The sequence below is a fragment of the Streptomyces sp. M2CJ-2 genome, assembly GCF_016757295.1.
Taxonomy (GTDB): Bacteria; Actinomycetota; Actinomycetes; order Streptomycetales; family Streptomycetaceae; genus Streptomyces.
The window spans coordinates 148,556-169,036 of the sequence record NZ_JAESIF010000007.1; the positions used below are offsets into that span (position 1 = coordinate 148,556).

At 70.2% G+C, this 20,481-nt stretch carries 13 protein-coding genes and 2 pseudogenes; 8 read left to right on the plus strand and 7 right to left on the minus strand.

The features are described 5' to 3' along the window. Positions 1 to 56: 56 nt before the first annotated feature. Positions 57 to 1,055, minus strand: coding sequence for a sporulation protein (locus JL475_RS09355; RefSeq protein WP_202276980.1), 999 nt, complete (start codon positions 1,053 to 1,055; stop codon positions 57 to 59). A gap of 359 nt (positions 1,056 to 1,414) precedes the next feature. Here JL475_RS09355 and JL475_RS09360 point away from each other — a divergent pair, with 359 nt between their 5' ends. Continuing rightward, a complete protein-coding gene (locus JL475_RS09360; RefSeq protein WP_307825004.1) occupies positions 1,415 to 2,566 on the plus strand; it encodes an acyltransferase family protein in 1,152 nt (383 codons plus the stop codon). 96 nt (positions 2,567 to 2,662) lie between these two features. Here the strand turns inward: JL475_RS09360 and JL475_RS09365 are convergent, their stop codons facing one another. The 3 genes and pseudogenes from JL475_RS09365 to JL475_RS09370 all read right to left on the minus strand — a co-directional run bounded on the left by JL475_RS09365 (position 2,663) and on the right by JL475_RS09370 (position 8,692). Next, a complete protein-coding gene (locus JL475_RS09365; RefSeq protein WP_202276982.1) occupies positions 2,663 to 5,431 on the minus strand; it encodes a cation-translocating P-type ATPase in 2,769 nt (922 codons plus the stop codon). Positions 5,432 to 5,561: 130 nt separating this feature from the next. Next, positions 5,562 to 5,651 (minus strand): annotated as a pseudogene (locus JL475_RS39870) (VOC family protein); the annotation flags it as partial. Between the two features lie 14 nt (positions 5,652 to 5,665). Further along, the gene (locus JL475_RS09370; RefSeq protein WP_202276983.1) at positions 5,666 to 8,692 is read right to left on the minus strand and encodes a family 16 glycoside hydrolase; all 3,027 of its coding nucleotides are present in this window, start codon (positions 8,690 to 8,692) and stop codon (positions 5,666 to 5,668) included. Positions 8,693 to 9,163: 471 nt separating this feature from the next. Between JL475_RS09370 and JL475_RS09375 the strand changes: the two genes are divergently transcribed. Continuing rightward, on the plus strand, positions 9,164 to 11,092 hold the full coding sequence (locus JL475_RS09375) for a lectin (protein ID WP_202276984.1): 1,929 nt from the start codon (positions 9,164 to 9,166) through the stop codon (positions 11,090 to 11,092). A gap of 95 nt (positions 11,093 to 11,187) precedes the next feature. Here the strand turns inward: JL475_RS09375 and JL475_RS09380 are convergent, their stop codons facing one another. Then, a complete protein-coding gene (locus JL475_RS09380; RefSeq protein WP_202277010.1) occupies positions 11,188 to 11,337 on the minus strand; it encodes a hypothetical protein in 150 nt (49 codons plus the stop codon). On the opposite strand from JL475_RS09380, the pseudogene JL475_RS09385 reads away from it, so the two are divergent. Then, positions 11,324 to 11,419, plus strand: a pseudogene (locus tag JL475_RS09385) (family 1 glycosylhydrolase); the annotation flags it as partial. The gene JL475_RS09380 and the pseudogene JL475_RS09385 overlap by 14 nt on opposite strands. Before the next feature lie 120 nt (positions 11,420 to 11,539). Here JL475_RS09385 and tnpA read toward each other — a convergent pair. Further along, the gene (gene tnpA, locus JL475_RS09390; RefSeq protein WP_202276985.1) at positions 11,540 to 11,968 is read right to left on the minus strand and encodes an IS200/IS605 family transposase; all 429 of its coding nucleotides are present in this window, start codon (positions 11,966 to 11,968) and stop codon (positions 11,540 to 11,542) included. 24 nt (positions 11,969 to 11,992) lie between these two features. Here tnpA and JL475_RS09395 point away from each other — a divergent pair, with 24 nt between their 5' ends. Beyond that, positions 11,993 to 13,315 carry an RNA-guided endonuclease TnpB family protein gene (locus tag JL475_RS09395; protein WP_202276986.1) on the plus strand — a complete coding sequence of 441 codons (1,323 nt, stop codon included), beginning with the start codon at positions 11,993 to 11,995 and terminating at the stop codon, positions 13,313 to 13,315. Between the two features lie 409 nt (positions 13,316 to 13,724). Here the strand turns inward: JL475_RS09395 and JL475_RS09400 are convergent, their stop codons facing one another. Beyond that, positions 13,725 to 14,747 carry a LacI family DNA-binding transcriptional regulator gene (locus tag JL475_RS09400; RefSeq protein WP_202276987.1) on the minus strand — a complete coding sequence of 341 codons (1,023 nt, stop codon included), beginning with the start codon at positions 14,745 to 14,747 and terminating at the stop codon, positions 13,725 to 13,727. A gap of 138 nt (positions 14,748 to 14,885) precedes the next feature. Between JL475_RS09400 and JL475_RS09405 the strand changes: the two genes are divergently transcribed. The 4 genes from JL475_RS09405 to JL475_RS09420 are packed head-to-tail and all read left to right on the plus strand — an operon-like array spanning position 14,886 to position 20,344. Then, positions 14,886 to 16,187, plus strand: coding sequence for an ABC transporter substrate-binding protein (locus JL475_RS09405; RefSeq protein ID WP_202276988.1), 1,302 nt, complete (start codon positions 14,886 to 14,888; stop codon positions 16,185 to 16,187). A 7-nt stretch (positions 16,188 to 16,194) separates the two neighbouring features. Continuing rightward, on the plus strand, positions 16,195 to 17,151 hold the full coding sequence (locus tag JL475_RS09410; RefSeq protein WP_202276989.1) for a carbohydrate ABC transporter permease: 957 nt from the start codon (positions 16,195 to 16,197) through the stop codon (positions 17,149 to 17,151). Continuing rightward, on the plus strand, positions 17,148 to 17,966 hold the full coding sequence (locus JL475_RS09415; protein ID WP_202276990.1) for a carbohydrate ABC transporter permease: 819 nt from the start codon (positions 17,148 to 17,150) through the stop codon (positions 17,964 to 17,966). Before JL475_RS09410 ends, JL475_RS09415 begins: the two co-directional genes overlap by 4 nt. Beyond that, a complete protein-coding gene (locus tag JL475_RS09420; RefSeq protein WP_202276991.1) occupies positions 17,963 to 20,344 on the plus strand; it encodes a glycoside hydrolase family 3 N-terminal domain-containing protein in 2,382 nt (793 codons plus the stop codon). Before JL475_RS09415 ends, JL475_RS09420 begins: the two co-directional genes overlap by 4 nt. Positions 20,345 to 20,481 lie beyond the last annotated feature (137 nt).

Genomic DNA, 20,481 nt, shown 5'->3' on the forward strand with positions numbered 1-20,481 from the left:
GGCAGCCTATCTTCTACAATTATGTAGAAGGCGGGGGGTGGGGCGCCACGCGGTGATCAGTCCTCTCCCTCGTCTTCCTCGTCTTCCTCGCCCTCGAAGAAGTCCCCGACCTCGTCGACGACCTCGGCCGCGACCATGCCGCCGACGACACCGACGGCGAGCCCGGCCGCGCCCGCCGCGACGACGGTTCCCATGCCGGGGCCGGAGCGGCGGCCGTCGTGGTGGTGCTCGTCGTGGAGGTGGTGGCCGCCGTGCCCGTGGTCGGCGTACGCGCCGTACGAGGCCCGGTGCTCCACGAGCCGGCGCACCCAGTCGTCGACCACGGCGTTCCAGTCCTGGTGCTCGACGCCGTCGTGGGAGACGGTGAACCGGTTGATCGTGTCGTGGCCGGAGGAGAAGAGCCCGCCGCGCTTGTCCGCCTCCAGGACGACCTCCATGCCGCCGGGGCCGGCGAGGAACGTCACCTCGATCTCGTTGACCTGGTGGGCGTACTGCGGCGCCGGGGTCAGCTCGATCTCCTGATAGAAGGGCAGCTGCTGGCCGGTGCCGCCGATGCGGCCGTACTCGAGGTCGGCGGACCTGAAGCCGAAGCCCAGCCCGCCGAACGCCTCGAGGATCGCCTCCTGCACGGGCAGGGGGCCGACGCTCAGCTGGTCCAGGTCGCCCTTGTCCCTGGCGCCCGCCACGGCGAGCTCGGTGCGCACGCCCAGGGCGATGCCGAGGCCCTGGCCGTGCAGCTCGGTGATGGGCGTCTCCCAGGGCAGCATCACGGAGAACGGCACGCTGTGCGCCGTGCCCGCGACGAGCCGGAAGCCGCCGCCCACGGTGAACCGCTCGAAGGCGACGACGCCTTGGCTCTCGCCCTCCTCGTGCTCGGCCTCGACCCGGGCCACCAGCTCCAGCGTGATGTGCTTGATGTCGAAGTCGGCGTCTCCACCCTTGAGGTGGACCTGCCCGGTCAGCGCGGCTCCGGGCCGGGGCGCACCGGGGTCGAGGACCGTGTCGACCGTGGGGCCACCCACTCCGAGCGAACCGAGCAGTCGTTTGAACACCATCGCGGCGTTCACTCCTTCGCGTGCGATTGTTCCGTAGGCGCGACGCCGCACGCCCCCGCGGGCGTCCGGCAAGGGCCTTCTACAAGCACGTAGAAGCATAGAGGCGGTGGCGATCGAGGAAGGGTTCGCTGCGTGCCCGCACGGCGTGAATGGCCGAAAGTGGACACCCGTGGCGTGGGCGGATTCCGCGGGTCCGGGAGCCGCCGGACGTACGCGCTCGCAACGGTGACACGACCACGGATCCGGTTTTACCCCGGCGCCCGCCCCGGTTACGGTTTCCCGAGCCGCTCCTCTCGTGTCGCACACGCAACTCTCGTAAGAGGTGTTCTGCCCTGTCTGGGTTCCCGAAGGAAGGAATCGTGAAAGAAACGCTGCCCTCGCGCAGCCCCGGGGAGACGGACGGGCCACCGACGACGTCCGGCGGGACGCCACCGGCCACGGGGCAGACCCGCGCCGCCCCCGCGCCGGCCGACGCGCGCACCCGGTCGGCGAAACCGCGGGACGCGCTCTTCGACAACGCCAAGTACCTGGCCATCGTGCTGGTGGCGGTCGGCCACGCATGGGAACCGCTGCGCAGTGAGAGCCGTACCGTCACCGCCCTCTACACGCTTGTCTACGCCTTCCACATGCCGGTGTTCATCGTCATCTCCGGCTACTTCTCGCGCGGCTTCGACTGGAGCGCGGGACGGATCAAGCGTCTGGTCACCGGGGTCGCCGTGCCCTACGTCGTCTTCGAGGTGGCGTACACCTTCTTCACCCGGTGGAGTGACAACAAGCCGGACCGTTCGATCAGCCTGCTGGACCCCCTGTACCTGACCTGGTTCCTGGCCGCGCTGTTCATCTGGCGGCTCACCACCCCGATCTGGCGGTCCGTGCGGTGGCCGCTGCCCCTCGCCCTCACCATCGCGGCACTGGCCACCCTCGCCCCGTCCATCGGCAAGGACCTCGACCTCCACCGCACCCTGCAGTTCCTGCCCTACTTCGTACTCGGCCTGTCCCTCAAGCCGGAGCACTTCGAGAAGGTGCGGCGCCGTCAGGTGCGCATCCTGGCCGCACCGGTCTTCCTCGGCGCGCTGGTCATGGCGTACTGGGCCGTGACGCGGATGAACTACGCCTGGTTCTTCCACAACTCCAGTGCCGAGGATCTCGCGGCGCCCGCCTGGTACGGGCCCCTCATGACGCTGGCGATCTTCGGCTGCTCGACGGTCCTGGTCGCCTGCTTCCTCGCCCTCGTTCCGCGACGCCGGACGTGGTACACCGCGCTCGGCGCCGGCACGCTGTACGGCTACCTGCTGCACGGCTTCGTCATCCAGGGCGCCAACCACTGGCACTGGTCCCGCAACGACTGGTTCCACCGCCCGCTCGGCGGAATCACCGTCACCGTCGTCGCCGCCGTGGTCGTGACCGTCCTGTGCACGGCACCGGTGCGGCGGGTCTTCCGGGCCGTGCTCGAGCCGAGAATGGACTGGGCCTTCCGGCAGCGGGAACCGGCACCACCGAAATCCGGCTGAAGCCCGAGGGGCGCATGACCTCGACAGCTCGTGCGCCCCTCGCGTTCGTGCGTCCCGCGGGCCCCGCACCACGCGGTCGTACCGCGCGCCGTGCCGTCAGGCCGCCTGACGGGAGGCCGACAGCCTGGCGGCGGCGCGAGCGCCGCGGGCCCGGGTGCGCAGTACGGCCTTGAACACTTCACCGGTCCAGAGGATGGCCGAGCCGACGGCCGCACAGGCCAGCCACTGGCCGGGGGTGAGGTCGGTCGTGGTGAAGAAGCCGTGCAGGGCGTCCGTCTCGACGATGAGCACGAGCAGGACGACCACGGCGAGGGTGGCGACGAACGCGGAGGTGTTCTGCAGCGTTTCACGGCTGAACACGCTGCGGGTGTCGTGCCGGACGTTGAGCAGGTTGAAGACCTGGAAGAACACGAAGGTGACGAAGGCCATCGTGCCGGCCACGGTCGCCTTCCCCAGCTCCGCCTCGGGTCCGGGGGCCCAGATCAGCACCGCGAGGGTGCCGACCGCCATCACCGCGCTCGCCAGGAGGATCCGGGTGAGGCGTTGCCGGCTGAGGATGCGTTCGCCGGCGCGCCGGGGCTGCCGGCTCATCGCGTCCGGGTCGACCGGGTCGACGCCCAGGGACATGGCCGGCGGGCCGTCCATGACCAGGTTCACGAACAGGATCTGCAGGGCGGTGAACGGCGCCCCGCCGGCCAGACCGGTCAGTGAGGCGATCAGGAACGTGGCGACGAAGCCCAGGGCGGTGGAGACCTGGAACCGGGTGAACTTGACGATGTTGTCGTAGATGCCGCGGCCTTCGCGGACGGCGGACACGATGGTGGCGAAGTTGTCGTCGGTCAGCACCATCGTGCCGGCCTCCTTGGTGACCTCCGTCCCGGTGATGCCCATCGCCACCCCGATGTCGGCCTTGCGCAGCGCGGGCGCGTCGTTGACGCCGTCCCCGGTCATCGCGACCACGTCACCGCGGTCCTGCAGCGCCCGGACGATACGGATCTTGTGCTCGGGGGACACCCGGGCGACGACGCCCACCTCGTCCAGCCGGCCGGCCAGCACGGCGTCGTCGTCGACGCGGTCCAGCTCGGCGCCCGTCACCGCTTCTCCGGGGATGCCGAGTTCGCGGGCGATGGCACCGGCGGTCACCGCGTGGTCGCCGGTGATCATCCGGACCCGGATTCCGGCCTCCCTGCACTCGGCGATGGCCGCGCGCACCTCGGGACGCGGCGGGTCGACGATGCCCACCAGCGCCGTCAGCACGATCCGGTCGAGGAGGTCCTTGAGGTCCTCGGGGGCCCGGAACCCATCGGCCGGGAAGTCCTCCATCCCCAGCGCCATCACCCGCATGCCCTGCTCGGCCAGGGAGGCGTTGCCCTCGTCGAACCGCCGCCGTGCCGCCTCGTCGAACGGCAGGAACCCCTCGTCGCCGAGGCAGCGGTCCGCGCGGTCCGCGAGGACGTCGGGGGCGCCCTTGACGCAGCATCGGATCACCGCACGCCCGGAGTCGTCCGTCCAGTCGTGGAAGGTCGCCATGAACTTGTAGTCGGAGTCGAAGGGGATCTCCAGCCGCCGCGGCCGCTCCTGACGCAGGCCGACCACGTCGATGCCGCCCTTCTCGGCGAGTACGACCAGGGCGCCCTCGGTCGGGTCGCCCACGACCTGACCGTCGCGGATCGCGGCGTCGGTGCACAGGGCCATCGCGGTCAGCGCGTGGTCCAGGGTCGCCGGCAAGGGGCGGCCGTCGGTGGTGCGGATCCGCCCCTCGGTGGAGTACCCCTCGCCGGAGAGGGTGAGCCGACGGCCCGCCACCAGCACTTCCCGCGCCGTCATCTGGTTCAGCGTCAGCGTGCCGGTCTTGTCCGTGCAGATCTGGGTGGTGCTGCCCAGGGTCTCCACCGACGCCAGCTTCTTGACGATCGCCCCCTTCTTGGCCATCCGGCCGGTGCCCATCGCGAGGGTGAAGGCGACCACCGCGGGCAGCCCTTCGGGGATGGCGGCGACCGCGAGCGACACGGCGCTGACGAACAGGTCGCCGAAGTCCTGCCCGCGCACCAGGCCGAGGACGAAGACGATGACGATGACCAGCCCGGCGACCAGCGCGAGGGTGCGGCTGAGCGTGTCGATCTGGCGTTGCAGCGGAGTCGGCCCCGGCTGGGCCTGGTGCAGCATGTGGGCGATGCGGCCGGTCTCGGTGCTCATGCCGGTGGCGGTGACCGTGACCTCGCCGCGGCCGCGGGTGACGGCGGTGTTCATGAACACCGCCGTCACCCGGTCGGCCAACGGGGCGTCCGGCGCGACCTCGGCGTCCGCGTCCTTCGCCACGGCCAGGGCCTCACCGGTCAGGACGGACTCCTGCACCTCCAGGGACGCCGACGTCAGCAGCCTGCCGTCCGCCGGCACCCGGTCACCCGGCGCCAGGGTGATGACGTCCCCGGGAACCAGTTCACCGGCGGCCAGTCGCACCAGCCGCCCGTCGCGGCGGACGGTGGCATGCGTCACCGTCATCTCCCGCAGGGCGTCCAGAGCCGCCTCGGCCCGGGACTCCTGCACGAACCCGATCGTCGCGTTGAGCAGGACCACCACCGCGATCGCGATCGGTGTCTCCCACTCCCGGGACACCACCAGGCTGACCACGGCGGCCACCAGCAGGATGATGATCAGCAGATCCTGGAACTGGCGCAGGAAGGCCCGCCAACGGGGCTCCCGGGGTGCCTCGTCCAACTGGTTCGGCCCGTGCTCCGTGAGCCGCCGCGCCGCCTCGTCGGACGACAGCCCCGCACCCGGTTCCACATCGAGCCGATCGGTGACCTCGGCGGTGGGCAAGGCATGCCAGGAGGGCGGTGTGACGGAAGCGTTGGAAGGCGACATCGCTCCATTCTGCACGCGGTGGTACCGCCGGGCATGTGTGGGACGCCAGGTGCCCGGCCCTGCCGCTGCCTGCCCGAGGCCGCCCCCGGGCCGTGCCTGCGGCGCCCCTCGTCCGCCCCATGACCGGGATTCAGCTCTCCGACGGGGTGAGCACCACGGAGTCCGCGTTCCAGGGGTCGAGGCAGACGGCGAGCCGGCCGACGCCCTCGGCGCCGGCCGGCTCCGGGCCGGGCGTCAGTCCAGCGGTGCCAACGGTGTGATCCGGATGTCACGGAACCGGACCCTGTTTTCGGGGTTTCCGTGGTCCTGGAGCCGGACGGCTCCCGCGGCCGGCGTCTCGGCCCTGCCCGACGCCGTGGGCCCGTCCAGGGCGACGTCGTCGTGGACCTTCTGCCCGTTCCACACCACCGTGACCCGGGCATCGGCGGTCTTGCGGCCGTTCTCGTCGAAGCGGGCCGCGCGGAAGACGATGTCGTAGGTCTGCCACGTCTCGGGCGCCGTGGCCGCGTTCGTGTCGGGCGCCCGTTTCAGGTAGAACGCCCCGGCCTCGTCGGTGCCGAGCGTGGTGTCACCGTAGGAGTCCAGGATCTGGAGCTCGTAGCGGTCCTGGAGGAAGATGCCGCTGTTGCCGCGGTCCTGCCCGGTGACATCGGGCGGAAGCAGCGGGACGCGGAACTCCACGTGCAGCGCGAAGTCCCGGTACGCGTCCTTGGTGCGGAGGTCACCGCAGCACACCTCCATCGACTTCTCGTCGGCGAGCGGCCACCGCGGGATCCTCCCGTCGGTGTGCTGCCACTGGGCCTGTGAGCCGGCCGTGCCGTCGAAGAGGATGACCGGGGCTCCGTGCGGATGGACGCTGATCATGTCGAGGTTGACATGGCCGGTGTCGCCCGGGTCGTACCGGTAGGAGACCGTGTTGTGTCCGGCGCGCAGGCCCAGCTTCTCGGCCTGTGTCGACCACGAGTCCCAGTCACCGGTGGAGGCGAGCTTCGTCTGTCGCGCCTTCTTCCCGTTGACGTACAGGGAGAGGGACTTGGTGCCCTCGAACGGGTTGGGCCCGTTGGAGTAACGCAGGCCCACGTCGTAGGCGCCCGCCCTCGGGACCGTCACGTCGAAGGTGGTGCCGGCCTTGCCCTCCGTGGCGTAACGGTCGACGAAGCCGCTGCCGGAATGGCCGACGTGGTCGGTGTCGACGCCGGCCGTGCCCGTCAGGCGCGCCTCCTCGGCCTCGTAGCGGGTGGCGGGCGGCGGCTGCTTGCCCGGTATCCGGTTGAGGGTGTACCAGGCCTCGGTGTTCCACAACTGCTCACCGGAGGCGGAGGAGAAGGGGCGCGGGGAGCGGACGTGCACCACACGGCCCGGCTTCAGGCCGTCCAGCCGCAGTTCGACGGTGCGGCGGTCCTTCGAGAGCGTCGCCGAGCGCACCGCGAGCCGTTCCTCGGCGATCTTCGGACCGCCGTAGTCCGCGGTCGGCGTGTAACGCCACTGCTCGGCACGGTAGTGCGCGGCGAGCTCCTCGGCGGTGGCGGCGGACACCGGCTGGGTGTACGTCAGGTCGAAACCGCCGGGAACGGCCCGCATGGTGCGGATGTCGAAGGTGTTCTCACCGTTCGGGGTCAGCTTCTGCAGGCCGAAATTGAGTTTGCCCTCCTGGCCCCAGTTGCCGCCGGCGCCCAGGCCGCCGGCGTAGATCGCGCCGTCGGGGCCCAGGGTGATGCGGTTGACGCCCGCTTCGAGTCCCTGGGTGTAGCGGAAGACGGCACCCTGGTACTGGCCCTTCACCTTCTCCAGGAAGGCGCGCTGCAGACCGCCGTAGGTGACGTCGCCCAGCAGCATCTGCCCGGCGAACGTGCCCTTCTTCAGATACAGCGGAGTGGAGGGCGAGTTGGCGATCTCGTTCTGCGGCAGCCACAGCACCGGTTCGGTGACGGGGGAGTCCTCGAAGGGGCCGGAGGGCTCGGTGTAGTGGTTGAAGAAGCGGTCCTTCTTGATCTGGACGAGCTTCGACGAGGGAAGCCACCCGCCCTGGTTGTCGGTGGCGAAGATGCCGCCGTCGGGTCCCCAGCCGATGCCGTTGGGCGTCCGCAGCCCTCCCGCGACCGGACTGATCTTCCCCGTCCTCTTGCTGATCTTGTACGTGGCCCCCCGGCCAGGCGCCGGCTGCGGCACGGTGGTCGCGCCGCCGAGGTCGATGGCGACGGAGAGGTTCACGTAGAAGTGGCCGTCGCGGTAGAGCAGGCCGAAGGCGAACTCGTGGAAGTTGCCTCCGTACGGCCAGGTGGCGACCGTGCGGTACTCGTCGGTGACCTCGTCGCCGTCCCGGTCGACGAGCCGCGTCAGCTCGTGCTTCTGCGAGACGTACAGCGCCCCGTCGACGTACTTGACGCCCATGGGCTCGCGCAGCCCGCTCGCCACCTTGGTGACGGTGACCTTGTCGCGGCTGGTGGCGCCGGTGACGTCGTCGAGCAGGTAGACCTCTCCGGCAACGTTGTCCGAACCGCCCCAGGTGCTGATCGCCAGCCGTCCGTCGGGCAGCCAGTCCATGCCGCTGACCTGCGGTTCGAAGCCGTCCGGGCGCAGGTCGGTGAGGGTCAGGTCGGGCCGTACGCCGGTGAGCGGCAGACCGTCGCCGGGGGAGTCGCCGCTCGCCTCGCATTCCTTGCGGCCCGGCGCGGTGACGCGGACGACGTCGGCGTCGGTGCTCAGCGCCTCGCGGGGCACCACCGTGAAGTCGCTTGCGCCCGGCGGTTTCCAGGCCAGGTGGAGCCGCTGCCCGCCGTCGCGCTCGAAGTGGTCGATGCGCAACGGGTGTGCACCGGCGGTGAGATGGACCGTGCCGTCCTTCGGCTCGGCGCCGTGGAGCCCGTCGTGGTCGATGACGAGGTCGCCGTCGAGGACCAGCCGTGAGCCGTCGTCACTGGTCAGGCGGAACACGTACGAGCCGTCGCGCGGAACATTGAGGTAGCCCGAGGCCTCCGCGACGAAGTGGTCGGACAGGCCGCCGAAGTCGGCCTTCGCGGACCAGTCGACCGTCGGCATCAGCTTGTCGTGGTTGGGGGTCTGACCCGGCTTCAGCGTGCACAGCTTGCTCAGGGGCGTCTGCACGTCGAACACGCGCAGAGTGACCCCCGGTTCCTGGGGCGGGATGTCCGCCGGAGCGGCGGCGGCCGGCGGGGCGGAACACAGGCCCGCGGCCAGGGTCCCCGCGAACAGTAAGGGAATGAAGTGTTTTCGAGCGCGTGGGAACAGACGTGGGGGCATTGGTCCTCCAGGAGGTGGGGACCGGACCGTGCCGGATCTCGCTCCGGTCTGCTGCGGTGGCGCTGCACTCGCGCCGCCAAGCTAGAGGACTTCTGCTTGACATGTCCATACTTTGTCATCGCAGAGTTCAAAGTCCGGCCCCGGGGCGGCCGGGGAAGGTGGCGGGGTTCCTCTCGACGGGCTCGACCTCGAAGGGTGGGCCGTGATGATGTCCAGTCAACTGAGGGGCGGGGGCGCAGTGTTGACGGGGGCATGACTTAAGAGTTCAATCACGCCTTGAGATAAGTCGTTCGGTTCATCGGCCCGGCACAACCCGCAGTTCTCACCACGTGTCTCACGCCGTCCCCGCGGGCGGCCCCCGACACCGTCGCCCCCACCGCGCGTTCCAGTCCTTCAGGGCCTGAAGGACCTGAAGGACCTGAAGGCGAGGACACCCCCCACGAGGACACCCCCCACCGAGAGGCCGCACTCATGACTCCCCTGCGCAGACGCGTCCTGTTCCGCGGCACACCTCACGCCCGCCGGCTCCCCGCGTCACTGGCCGCCGCACTCATCCTCGCCCTCGCCCTGACCCTCGCCCCCGGCACGACGCCCCAGGCGGTCGCCGCGGGGGAGCGGGTCGGCGTATGGCTCACCACGACGTCCGACGCGGGCGGCCGCAACGTCACCCGCGGCCTGGCCGAACAGACACCGGTGACCTTCGGCCCCGCCCAGGGCGGCGCCGACCAGACGATCACCGTCGACGAGGCGACGACCTACCAGCGGTTCGAGGGCGGCGGCGCCTCGATCACCGACACCACCGCCCATCTGCTGCGCGGCGGCGCCGTCAGCGCCTCGACCCGTGACGCCGTGATGCGCAGACTGTTCTCACCGACGGACGGCATCGGGCTGTCCTTCGTCCGCAACCCGATCGGCGCCTCCGACCTCTCCCGGCCGGGCCACGTCTCCCTCGACGACACCTGCTGCGACCTGTCCGACTTCGGCACCAACGGCTACGACACCGATGTCCGGCTGCTCACCGCACAGGCCCAGCAGCTCAATCCGGAACTGCGAGTCAAGGGCGTTCCCTGGAGCGCTCCCGGCTGGATGAAGGACAACGGCCGCATGGACCAGATGGGCTGGCTCAAGTGGGAGTACTACCCCCTGTACGCCCAGTACCTGGTCAAGTACATCCAGAGCTACCGGGCCGCCGGCGTGGACGTCGACTACCTGTCCGTCCAGAACGAACCGAACTGCTGCCAGGCCGGCAACCCCACGGCCATGAACTACCCCGGAATGAGCTGGAACCCGTCCGGGCTGGTCGAGTTCACCAAGAACCACGTCTACCCGGCCTTCCGCGCCGCCGGAATCGACACCAAGGTCCTCGTCCACGACTGGAACTACGGCGACTACGCGAACTTCGGCGCTCCCGTCCTCGCGGACGCCGGGGTGCGCAACGACCCGCTCTTCGGAGGCATCGCCTGGCACGGCTACGCCGGCGACCCCGCGGTGGGCAGCCAGGTGCACGACCAGTACCCGAACGTGCGGCAGTTCAGCACCGAGCACTCCGGCGGCACCTGGATCGGCAACCAGCACAACGAGGACCTGGCCGACATCGTGGGCTACGCGCGCAACTGGAGCAGCAGCCTGGTCAAGTGGAGCCTGGCACTCAACCAGGACAGGGGACCGCACAATGGCGGCTGCGGCACCTGCACCGGGCTGATCACCGTGCAGGAAGGCGGCCCGCGGGCAGGGCAGGTCGACTACACGATCGAGTACTACACCACCGGTCACCTGACCAAGTTCGTCAGGCCCGGCGCCCACCGGATCGCCTCCACCGCCAGTGGCACGGTGCCCAACGTGGCCTGGCGCAACCCCGACGGCTCCAAGGCCCTCATCGCCCACAACGGCGGCACCTCGGCCCGCTCGGTCCGCGTCGACTGGGGCGGCCAGTCCTTCACCTACACACTGCCCGCCCGTACCACGGCCACCTTCACCTGGTCCGGCACCCCGTCGGGCAACCCGGGCGGCGGCACCGGCACCCTCACCGGGCTCGCGGGCAAGTGCCTCGACGTCGCGGGCGGGGCCACGGCCGACGGCACCGCGGTGCAGCTGTACACCTGCAACGGCACGGCGGCCCAGCGCTGGACCGTGGGCGCCGACGGCAGCGTGCGGGCGCTCGGCAAGTGCCTGGACGTGAGCGCCGCCTCCACGGCCGACGGCGCACGCGTACAGCTCCACACGTGCAACGGCAGCACGGCGCAGCGATGGTCGTACAGCGCCACGACCCACGACGTGGTCAACACCGGCGCGGACAAGTGCCTCGACATCACCGGCAACAACTCCGCGAACGGCACCCCCGCCCAGATCTGGACCTGCACCGGCGGCGCCAACCAGAAGTGGACCCTGAACACCGCCTGACCCCACCCGCCGCACCCCCGGGCCACCCCTGCGACACGCACTGCCCGGCACCGAACACCGGTGCCGGGCAGTGCGAGTGACGGGGAGCCGCGCGCCTACGACGACTCGCGCACCACCAGTTCCGTCGGCAGCGTCACCTGCTGCCGGGGCGCGCCGTGCCGGGTGATGTCGGTGAGGTCGCCGGGCAGCTTGTGGAAGGCGACCTGGTCGGCGCTCGGCGACACCACCGCCGACGGCGCGGACACGCGCGGTTACTTCCTGTGGTCGCTGCTGGACGACTTCGAGTGGGCCCACGGCTACGGCAGGCGTTTCGGCGCGGTCTACCTTTGATCTTGCGCAGTGCTCCCCCGTTCACGGGGAAGGTGAAGCTCCTCTCACTACTGCTCTGACCTCGGCTTCGGTTGCGGATCTGTGCTGTTGACCTCGGCGCTGTTGACCTCGGCCGGATCACACGGGGCGCTGCTGGTTCTCGATGTACTGGCGTACGACGCTCGTGGGTGCCCCGCCGCAGGATCCGGCGAAGTACGAGCCGGACCAGAAACGGCCGCCCCACAGGTACCGGCGGACATGCGCGTCGTACTCCTTGCGCAGGTACCGGGAGGAGACGCCCTTGAGGGAGTTGACCAGCCTGAAGAGCTGGACCGTGGGCGGGTAGTGCACCAGCAGGTGGACGTGATCGTGTTCGCTGTTGAACTGCTTCAGCTCGGCCCCGAAGTCCTGGCAGACCTCCCGCATGATCTCCTCGTACCGCCTCAGCATCTCGCCCGTGAACGCCTCACGTCGGTACTTGGTGACAAAAACCAAGTGGACGTGCAGGTGGTGGACGAGGTGACGGCCGGTGCGTACGTCGGGATGTGGATCCCGGCGCGGCGGCACACGGCCACGCGGTACTGTGACCGCGTGAGTACGGAACGTGTTCAGGGGCGACGGCAGTTCGGGCACCGCGCCCGGCTGGCACCGACCCCCGCACAGGCCCGGCTCATGGACGACCAGGCGCACGCGGCCCGCACCTTGTGGAACTGCCTGCACGACTGGTGGACGATGCTCCCCAAGGACAAGCGCAGCCTGTCGGCGGCAGACGTCGCGATCCGCCGGGCCCGCCAGGAGATCGACTGGCTCGGCGTGCTCCCCGCCCAGGCCGCACAGGCGGTGCTGAAGACATACTTCCAGGCCTGGAAGAACTGCTGGGACGGCCGCGCCGACGCCCCCACCTTCAAATCCCGCCCGCGCACGGTGATGTCGGTGGACATCCCGCAGGGCCGCGACCTGCACATCACCCGGGTGCACCGCCGCTGGGGCATGGTCAACATCCCGAAGGTCGGCCGGGTCCGCTTCCGCTGGACCAAGGACCTCCCGGTCGGCAAACACGCCACCAGCGAGAACCGGATCACCGGGGCCCGGCTGGTCAAGGACGCCCTCGGCTGGCACATCGCCTTCCGTGTCCAGATCTTCGAAGCCAAGCCGGAGCCACACACCGGCCCGCACGTCGGCATTGACGCCGGGGTGAACCTGCCCCTCGCCCTCTCGGACGGCAACCACCAGGACCACGGCCGCCCGCCCCGTCTGCCCGACGGAACGGCCGACCGCGACAAGTGGCTGAACCCGCGGGAGAAGGCCAGGCTGCTGCGCCTGGAACGACGCGCCGCCTGGCGCAAGCAGCACCGCAGGCGCGGGGAGAAGACCTCCCGCCGCCTGCGGCACACCTACGACCAGATCAAACAGCTCCGCGCAAGAGCCACGCGCCGCGCCGTTGACTGGCAGCACAAGACCACCACCGCCATCGCCAGGCAGTACGGCACCGTCGTGGTCGAAGCACTCACCATCACGAACATGGTCAAGTCCGCCCGGGGCACCCTTGAGGAACCCGGCCGGAACGTCGCGCAGAAGTCCGGCCTGAACCGCTCCATCAGCCAGGAGGCATGGGGCCGCACCGTGACGATGCTGACCTACAAGACCGCCCGCCGGGGCGGCGCCCTGCACAAGGTTCCCGCCCCCGGAACCTCCCTGCGCTGCTCGGCCTGTGGGTTCACCACACCGGGCAGCCGGCAGACCCAGGCCGTGTTCGCCTGCAAGAACCCCGATTGCGGCTGGTCCGGCAACGCCGACCACAATGCGGCCCGGAACGTCTTGCATCTGTACCGGATGGGCCTCGCGCTCGTCCCGGCTGCCGGGAGGGCAGTCGTCAGGCGTCCCCGTGGCGTCAAGCCCGCCACCGCAAGGTAGGTGGGAGTCTCCCTCGTTTACGAGGGAGAGCACTTCAAGTGGACTACCCGACCGGCACCCGCATCCCCAAGGCCAGCGCCCGCTGTACTCCGAGGTGGCCCGCAGCGGGGTCCTGCCCGGCGCCTGACCGGCCTCAAGGCGTCGCCGGAACAGAGCGGGGCCGGTCCACGCACCGGCCCCGCTCCGGAAGTCCTGCTAAATGTCGCCTGATGACTTCCGGCGTACGGCCCAGGAGGGGATTTCGCCCCGAACGTCGAACTGATCGGCCGGATGCGGGGCTCGCCTGGCGCCGTCAGCAGGGTCGACGGCGTAAAGGCGGCCATCGCGTCGCCGCAATGCCTTTTCGGGGAACTTCGAAACATTCGAATTTCCCTTGCGTGTCCTTAGAGGCTGCCGTGCCCGTGCCCCCTCACGCCTCCCTGGGCGGAGCCGTGCTCTGCCGTACCACCAGGTGCGTCGCCAGCTCTATGCGCTGGGCGGCCGTGCCCGGGACGTCCGGGCGGAGCAGCATCCGGGCGGCCTCCTCGGCCATGTGCCGCAGCGGCTGGTGGACCGTGGTGAGCGGCGGACTCGACCACTGCGCCGGCGGTACGTCGTCGTAGCCGACCACCGACAGGTCCTCCGGCACGCGCAGGCCCCTGACCCGTGCAGCCTCCAGCACGCCCAGCGCCTGGAGGTCGCTGCCCGCGAAGATCGCCGTCGGCCGGCCGGGTCCGTCCAGCAGGTCCATGGCGTGCTCGAAGCCGCCCTGCACATGGAAGTCGCCGAAACGCATCAGACGCGGGTCGGTCTCCAGGCCCGCCATCGCCATGGCCGAGCGGTAGCCGTCGAGGCGGGCCAGCGAGCACAGCATGTCCTCGGGACCGGTGATGATCGCGACCCGCTCGTGACCGAGGCCGGTGAGGTGGCGAGTGGCGGCGAGGCCGCCGGCCCAGTTGGCGGAGCCGACCGAGGGGACGTCCGGGTCGGGGTCGCCCGCCGGGTCGATGACGACGAAGGGGATGGCCGCCGCCCTGAGCCGGCGCTTGACGTCCTCGGGGAGTGCGGAGAAGACCAGGACGACGCCCAGCGGCCTGCGTTGCAGCACACCCGGGAGCCAATCCGGCGCGGGCGTGTGCCGGGTACCGCTCTCGGTGAGCGCCACCGTCGCGCGGTTCTCCCTGGCGACGTTCTCCACGCCTTTGATCAGCTCCATCGACCAGATGCTGTCCAGTTCGTGGAAGACGAGCTCGATGAGCGGGGAGCGGGATGTCGGCTGCCCGCGCCGACGGTAGCCGTGGGTCTCCAGAAGCCGCTCCACCTTGGTCCGCGTCGCGCGGGAGACGTCCGACCGGCCGTTGAGGACCTTCGAAACTGTCGGCATCGAAACGCCGGCCTCTTTCGCGACCGCGGCCAGGGTGACTCTGCCGCTCACCTCGTCGTCATCGTGCATGGCCGCAGGATAGGCCACCGCGCGTCGGTAACGGTTTGGGCGAGCACGTGCAGGACCGTTGACCGGCAACCGACCCTGACCTACTGTCCCAGCGCATGGACTTTCGGCGCTTGAGTCGAAACTTTCGAAAGGCAAACGATGAAGACACGTGCGCGCTTGCCCAGACTGGTCGCTTGTGGTGCGACGTTCGCCCTCACCCTGGGTCTTTCGGCCTGCGGCGGTGACAGTGGTGCGTCGGCGGACGACGGCAAGATCCATGTCCTGGTCTACGGGGACGCCACCAACAAGGTCGAGAAGCGGATCGTCGACACGTTCAACAAGACGTCCGACGTCAAGGTCGTCCTCGACACCATCCCCGGTGCGGACTACCAGAAGAAGCTTCAGACGATCATCAGCACCCCCCAGGCACCGGACGTCTTCTTCAACTGGGGCGGCGGCAGCATCAAGCCGTTCGTCAAGGCCGACCTGCTGATGCCGCTGGACGACTTCATCGAGAAGGACCCGGACCTGGAGAACAAGTTCCTGCCGTCCGTCTTCAACAACGCGGTCGTCAGCGGCAAGCCGTACGGCGTCCCGATGCGCGGCACCCAGCCGGTCCTGCTCTTCCACAACAAGAAGGTCCTCGACGAGGCGGGCGTCAAGCCGCCGAAGACCTGGGACGAACTGCTCGACGCGGTCGGGAAGCTCAAGGACGCGGGCGTCACACCGATCGCGCTCGGCGGCGGCGACGTCTGGCCGACGCAGATGTGGTTCCAGTACCTCTTCGACCGCGTGGCCGGCCCCGGGCTGTTCGAGAAGGCCGTCGGGGGCGACAAGAGCGCCTGGGGGAGCGCGGACGGCAAGAAGGCCCTGGGCATGATCAGGGAGCTCGTCGACGCCGGCGCCTTCGGCAAGAACTACGACTCCGTCAAGTACACCAACGGCGGCTCGGTCGCCCTGGTGGCCTCGGGCAAGGCCGGCTTCGAGCTGATGGGCTCCTGGTACTACTCCCAGCAGCTGACGGACCACGAGGACTTCGCCGAGAAGGACCTCGGTTACACCGCCTTCCCGACCGTCGAGGGCGGCAAGGGCGATCCGGCCAACGTCGCCGGCAACACCAACAACTACTACTCGGTGATGAAGAAGACCAAGCACCCCGAGGCCGTCGCCGAGTTCCTGAAGCTCATGTACTCCGACGAGTTCGTCAAGGCGCAGCTGGAGATCGGCAACCTGCCGACCACGACCAACACCGACAAGTTCATCGAGACCGCGGGCACCCCCGAGTACTCGCGCTTCCAGTACGACCTGGTCGCCGACGCCCCGTCGTTCCAGCTGTCCTGGGACCAGGCGTACCCGCAGAAGGCGAGCTCGGACATGCACAAGGCCATCCAGCAGTTCTTCAACGGACAGCTCGACACGGACGGCTTCATCAAGGCCATGCAGGCCCTCCCCACCGAATGAACGGCTCATGACCACTCAGATCACGAGCGCTCCGCCCGCCGCCGGACCCCGCAAGGGGCCCCGGCGGCGGCCGCCCGCCCCGTCCGCAACGACGGTGGGCCGCCCCGGCTTCGCCTGGGCGCTGCCCGCCGCAGTGTTCTTCGCCCTCTTCGCGATCGTCCCGCTGATCATGGTGGCCGTGCTGTCCTTCATGAGCTGGGACGGGATCGGCTCGCCCCGGTTCGTCGGCACGGACAACTGGTCGCGCCTGATGGACGACCCGGTGATGCTCAAGAGCATCTGGCTGACCCTGCTCCTGACCGTGCTCGGCGTGGTCGTCCAGACACCGCTGAGCATCGTGCTCGGCGTCTGGGCCGCCGGCCACCAGCGCAACCGGGCCGTGCTGTCCGTCATCTACTTCATCCCGCTGCTGCTGTCCGCCACGGCCGTCTCCGTGCTGTGGCGGGCGCTGCTGGACCCCAACTTCGGCATCCCCGCCGAGGCCGCCTGGCTGTTCGGCGACGGCAACCTGTTCGGTGAACAGGCCACCGCCATCGGGGTGCTGGCGTTCGTCAGCACCTGGCAGTTCACCCCGTTCCACACCCTGATCTACCAGGGCGCCGCCCGGGCCGTCCCACAGGTGCTCTACCAGGCGGCGGAGATCGACGGGGCGGGCCGCTACCGGCAGTTCTTCCACATCACCCTGCCGCAGCTGCGCACCTCGATGATCACCTCGATGATCCTGATGATCGTCGGCGGCCTGACCACGTTCGAGACGGTCCTCATCCTGACCCAGGGCGGCCCCGGCACCGACACCACCATCAGCGCCTACTACATGTACGACAAGGCCTTCAAGGGCTTCGACTTCGGCGCCGGCTCCGCCATCGTCCTCACCCTGGTCGTCGCGGCCACCGTCATCTCCCTGATCGTCGTCCGGGTCTCCGGCTACGACAAGATGCGCAGCACCATGGAAGGTGTGTCATGAGGCGCCGCCCCCACTACCTGGCCGGCGCCGGCTCGCTCCTCTGGCTCTTCCTGGTCGGCCTGCCGCTGTACGTGATGCTCGCCGCGACGGTGCGCACCCGCCAGGACTACGCCGAGAACGGCCCGGTCTCCCTCCCGGACAGCTTCACCCTGGACAACTACACCGGCGCCTTCGACTCGGGCTTCGGCCGGTACTTCCTCAACACGCTCGTCGTCACCGCCTGCGTGATCGGCATCGTGCTGCTGCTGGTCCCGCCCCTCGCCTACGCGATCGTCCGCAGCCGGGGCCGGATCACGTCCGCCGTCTTCCGGCTGTTCCTGCTCGGCCTCGCCATCCCGGCCCAGGCCGTCATCGTGCCGATGTTCTACCTCATCAGCGAGGCCGGGCTGTACGACAACCTGCTCGGCGTCATCCTGCCCACCGCCGCGTTCTGCCTTCCGATGTCGGCACTGATCCTCAGCGGCGCGATGCGCGACATCTCCCCGGAGCTGTACGAGGCCATGGCCATGGACGGCGCCACCCCTCGGCGCGTGTTCTTCCAGCTCGTCCTGCCGCTGTCCCGCGGCGGACTGTCCACGATCGTGGTCTTCTCCGCGCTCCAGGCGTGGAACGGCTTCCTGTTCCCGCTCGTCCTGACCCAGTCCGACGCCACCAAGGTGGTCACCCTGGGTCTGTACAACTTCCAGACCGAACACGGCATCGACATCCCCGGTCTGCTGGGAGCCGTGGTGCTGTCCATGGTGCCCGTCCTGCTCGTCTACCTGTTCGCCCGTCGCGCCCTGGTCCAGGGGCTGATGGGCGTCGGAGGAAAGTGACTGCCAACGTGGCCGTAGAGACCACCCCCGACATCCCCCTCTGGAACGACCCCGCTCAGCCCGTCGCCGCCAGAGTCGACGCGCTGATCGGCGCGATGACCCTCCAGGAGAAGATCGCCCAGCTGTACGGCGTGTGGGTCGGTGCCTCCGACAAGGGCGGCGAAGTCGCCCCCCACCAGCACGACATGGAGGAGGCCGTCGACCTCGACGCACTCCTGCCCACCGGACTGGGCCAGCTCACCCGCCCCTTCGGCACCGTCCCCGTCGACCCCGCGCTCGGCGCGCTCTCGCTGCTGCGCACCCAGACCCGCATCGCCTCGGCGAACCGCTTCGGCATCCCCGCCGTCGCGCACGAGGAGTGCCTGGCCGGCTTCGCCGCCTGGGGCGCCACCGCCTACCCCGTCCCGCTGTCCTGGGGCGCCACCTTCGACCCGGACGTGGTGCGCCGGATGGCCGCCGCCATCGGCCGCGACATGCGGTCCGTCGGCGTCCACCAGGGCCTCGCACCCGTCCTCGACGTGGTCCGCGACGCCCGCTGGGGACGTGTCGAGGAGACCATCGGCGAGGACCCCCACCTCGTCGGCACCATCGGCACGGCATATGTGCAGGGCCTGGAGTCCGCCGGGATCGTCGCCACCCTCAAACACTTCGTCGGCTACTCGGCCTCCCGCGCCGGACGCAACCTCGCCCCTGCCCCCATGGGCACCCGCGAACGGGCCGACGTCCTGCTGCCGCCGTTCGAGATGGCGATCCGCGAGGGCGGCGCCCGCTCCGTGATGCACGCCTACAACGACATCGACGGCGTGCCCGTGGCCGCCGACGAGACGCTGCTGACCGGACTGCTCCGCGACACCTGGGGCTTCGACGGCACCGTCGTCGCCGACTACTTCGGCATCGCCTTCCTCAGGACCCTGCACGGAGTCGCCGCCGACTGGGCCGACGCCGCGGGCACCGCGCTGACGGCGGGCGTCGACATCGAACTGCCCACCGTCAAGACGTTCGGCGCGCCGCTCGTCGAGGCCGTCACCGAGGGGCGGGTCCCCGAGCCGCTCATCGACCGCGCCCTGCGCCGCGTCCTCGGCCAGAAGGCGGTCCTCGGCCTGCTCGACCCGGACTGGAGCCCGGTCCCGCCCGCGCTCGAGGGCGTCGACCCGGACGACCCCGAGGCGCTGCGCGGCAGGATCGACCTGGACCGGCCCGAGAACCGGGAACTGGCCCGCGAGATCGCCGAGAAGGCGGTCGTACTGCTCACCAACGACGGCACCCTGCCGCTCACTCGGCCCCGCCGCATCGCCCTGGTCGGCCCCAACGCCACCGAGCCGACCGCCGTACTGGGCTGCTACTCCTTCCCGCTGCACGTCGGCGTGCAGCACCCCCAGGTCCCGGTCGGCATCGACCTGCCCACCCTGCGCGACACCCTGGCCGCCGAGTTCCCCGACGCGGACATCACGGTCACCCGCGGCACCGGCGTCGACGACGGCGACCTCTCCGGCATCGGTGAGGCGGTGGACGCGGCCCGCGAGGCGGACCTCGTCATCGCCGCCCTCGGCGACCGGGCGGGCCTGTTCGGCCGCGGCACCAGCGGTGAGGGCTGCGACGCCGAGTCCCTCACCCTGCCCGGCGCCCAGCAGCCCCTGCTCGACGCGCTGCTCGACTCCGGCACGCCGGTGGTGACCGTACTGCTCGCCGGCCGGCCGTACGCCCTCGGTCGTGCCACGGCCGACTCGGCGGCGATCGTGCAGTCCTTCTTCCCCGGCGTCGAGGGCACCCACGCGATCGCCGGGATCCTCAGCGGCCGCACCGACCCCTCCGGACGGCTCCCGGTCAGCGTGCCGCGCGGCCCGGGCGCCCAGCCGACCACCTACCTCGGCGCACGCCTCGCCCAGGTCAGCGAGGTGTCCAACATCGACCCGACCCCGGCGTTCGGCTTCGGGCACGGCCTGACGTACACGAGTTTCACCTGGAGCGACCTCACCGTGAACGCGCGGGAGGCCCCCACGGACGGCGAGTTCACCCTCGCCCTCACCGTCCGCAACACCGGCGAACGGTCCGGCACCGAGGTCGTCCAGCTCTATCTCCACGACCCGGTCGCCTCCGTCGTCCAGCCGGTGCAGCGCCTCGTCGGCTACACCCGGGTCCCGCTGGAGCCGGGCGAGGCCCGCCGCGTCCACGTCACGGTCCCCTCCGACGTGGCCTCCTTCACCGGCCGCGACGGCCGCCGGATCGTCGAACCCGGCGACCTGGAACTCCGCCTCGCCGCGTCGAGCACCGACCCCCGCCTGACGGCGACGGTCACCCTGACCGGCCCGGAACGCCGGGTCGACCACACCCGCCGCTTCCACGCGGCCTTCACCCAGGACCCGGCACCCGAGGCGTGAACCGGACCCGACACGACCCGGCCGGCCCGGACCGCACCCGCGGCCCGGGCCGGCCGGGCGTCGGCGCCGAGAACTCCGAACCTCCTTCGACGCTGTCAGTGCCGGTCCGTACGCCCGACACCAAGGAAGAGTCGAAC

Bases quoted from the DNA above. Each gene is read 5' to 3' on its own strand.
- JL475_RS09355 (WP_202276980.1), bottom strand. From the start codon at position 1,055: ATGGTGTTCAAACGACTGCTCGGTTCGCTCGGAGTGGGTGGCCCCACG.
- JL475_RS09365 (WP_202276982.1), bottom strand. From the start codon at position 5,431: ATGTCGCCTTCCAACGCTTCCGTCACACCGCCCTCCTGGCATGCCTTG.
- JL475_RS09370 (WP_202276983.1), bottom strand. From the start codon at position 8,692: ATGCCCCCACGTCTGTTCCCACGCGCTCGAAAACACTTCATTCCCTTA.
- JL475_RS09375 (WP_202276984.1), top strand. From the start codon at position 9,164: ATGACTCCCCTGCGCAGACGCGTCCTGTTCCGCGGCACACCTCACGCC.
- JL475_RS09400 (WP_202276987.1), bottom strand. From the start codon at position 14,747: ATGCACGATGACGACGAGGTGAGCGGCAGAGTCACCCTGGCCGCGGTC.
- JL475_RS09405 (WP_202276988.1), top strand. From the start codon at position 14,886: ATGAAGACACGTGCGCGCTTGCCCAGACTGGTCGCTTGTGGTGCGACG.
- JL475_RS09410 (WP_202276989.1), top strand. From the start codon at position 16,195: ATGACCACTCAGATCACGAGCGCTCCGCCCGCCGCCGGACCCCGCAAG.
- JL475_RS09415 (WP_202276990.1), top strand. From the start codon at position 17,148: ATGAGGCGCCGCCCCCACTACCTGGCCGGCGCCGGCTCGCTCCTCTGG.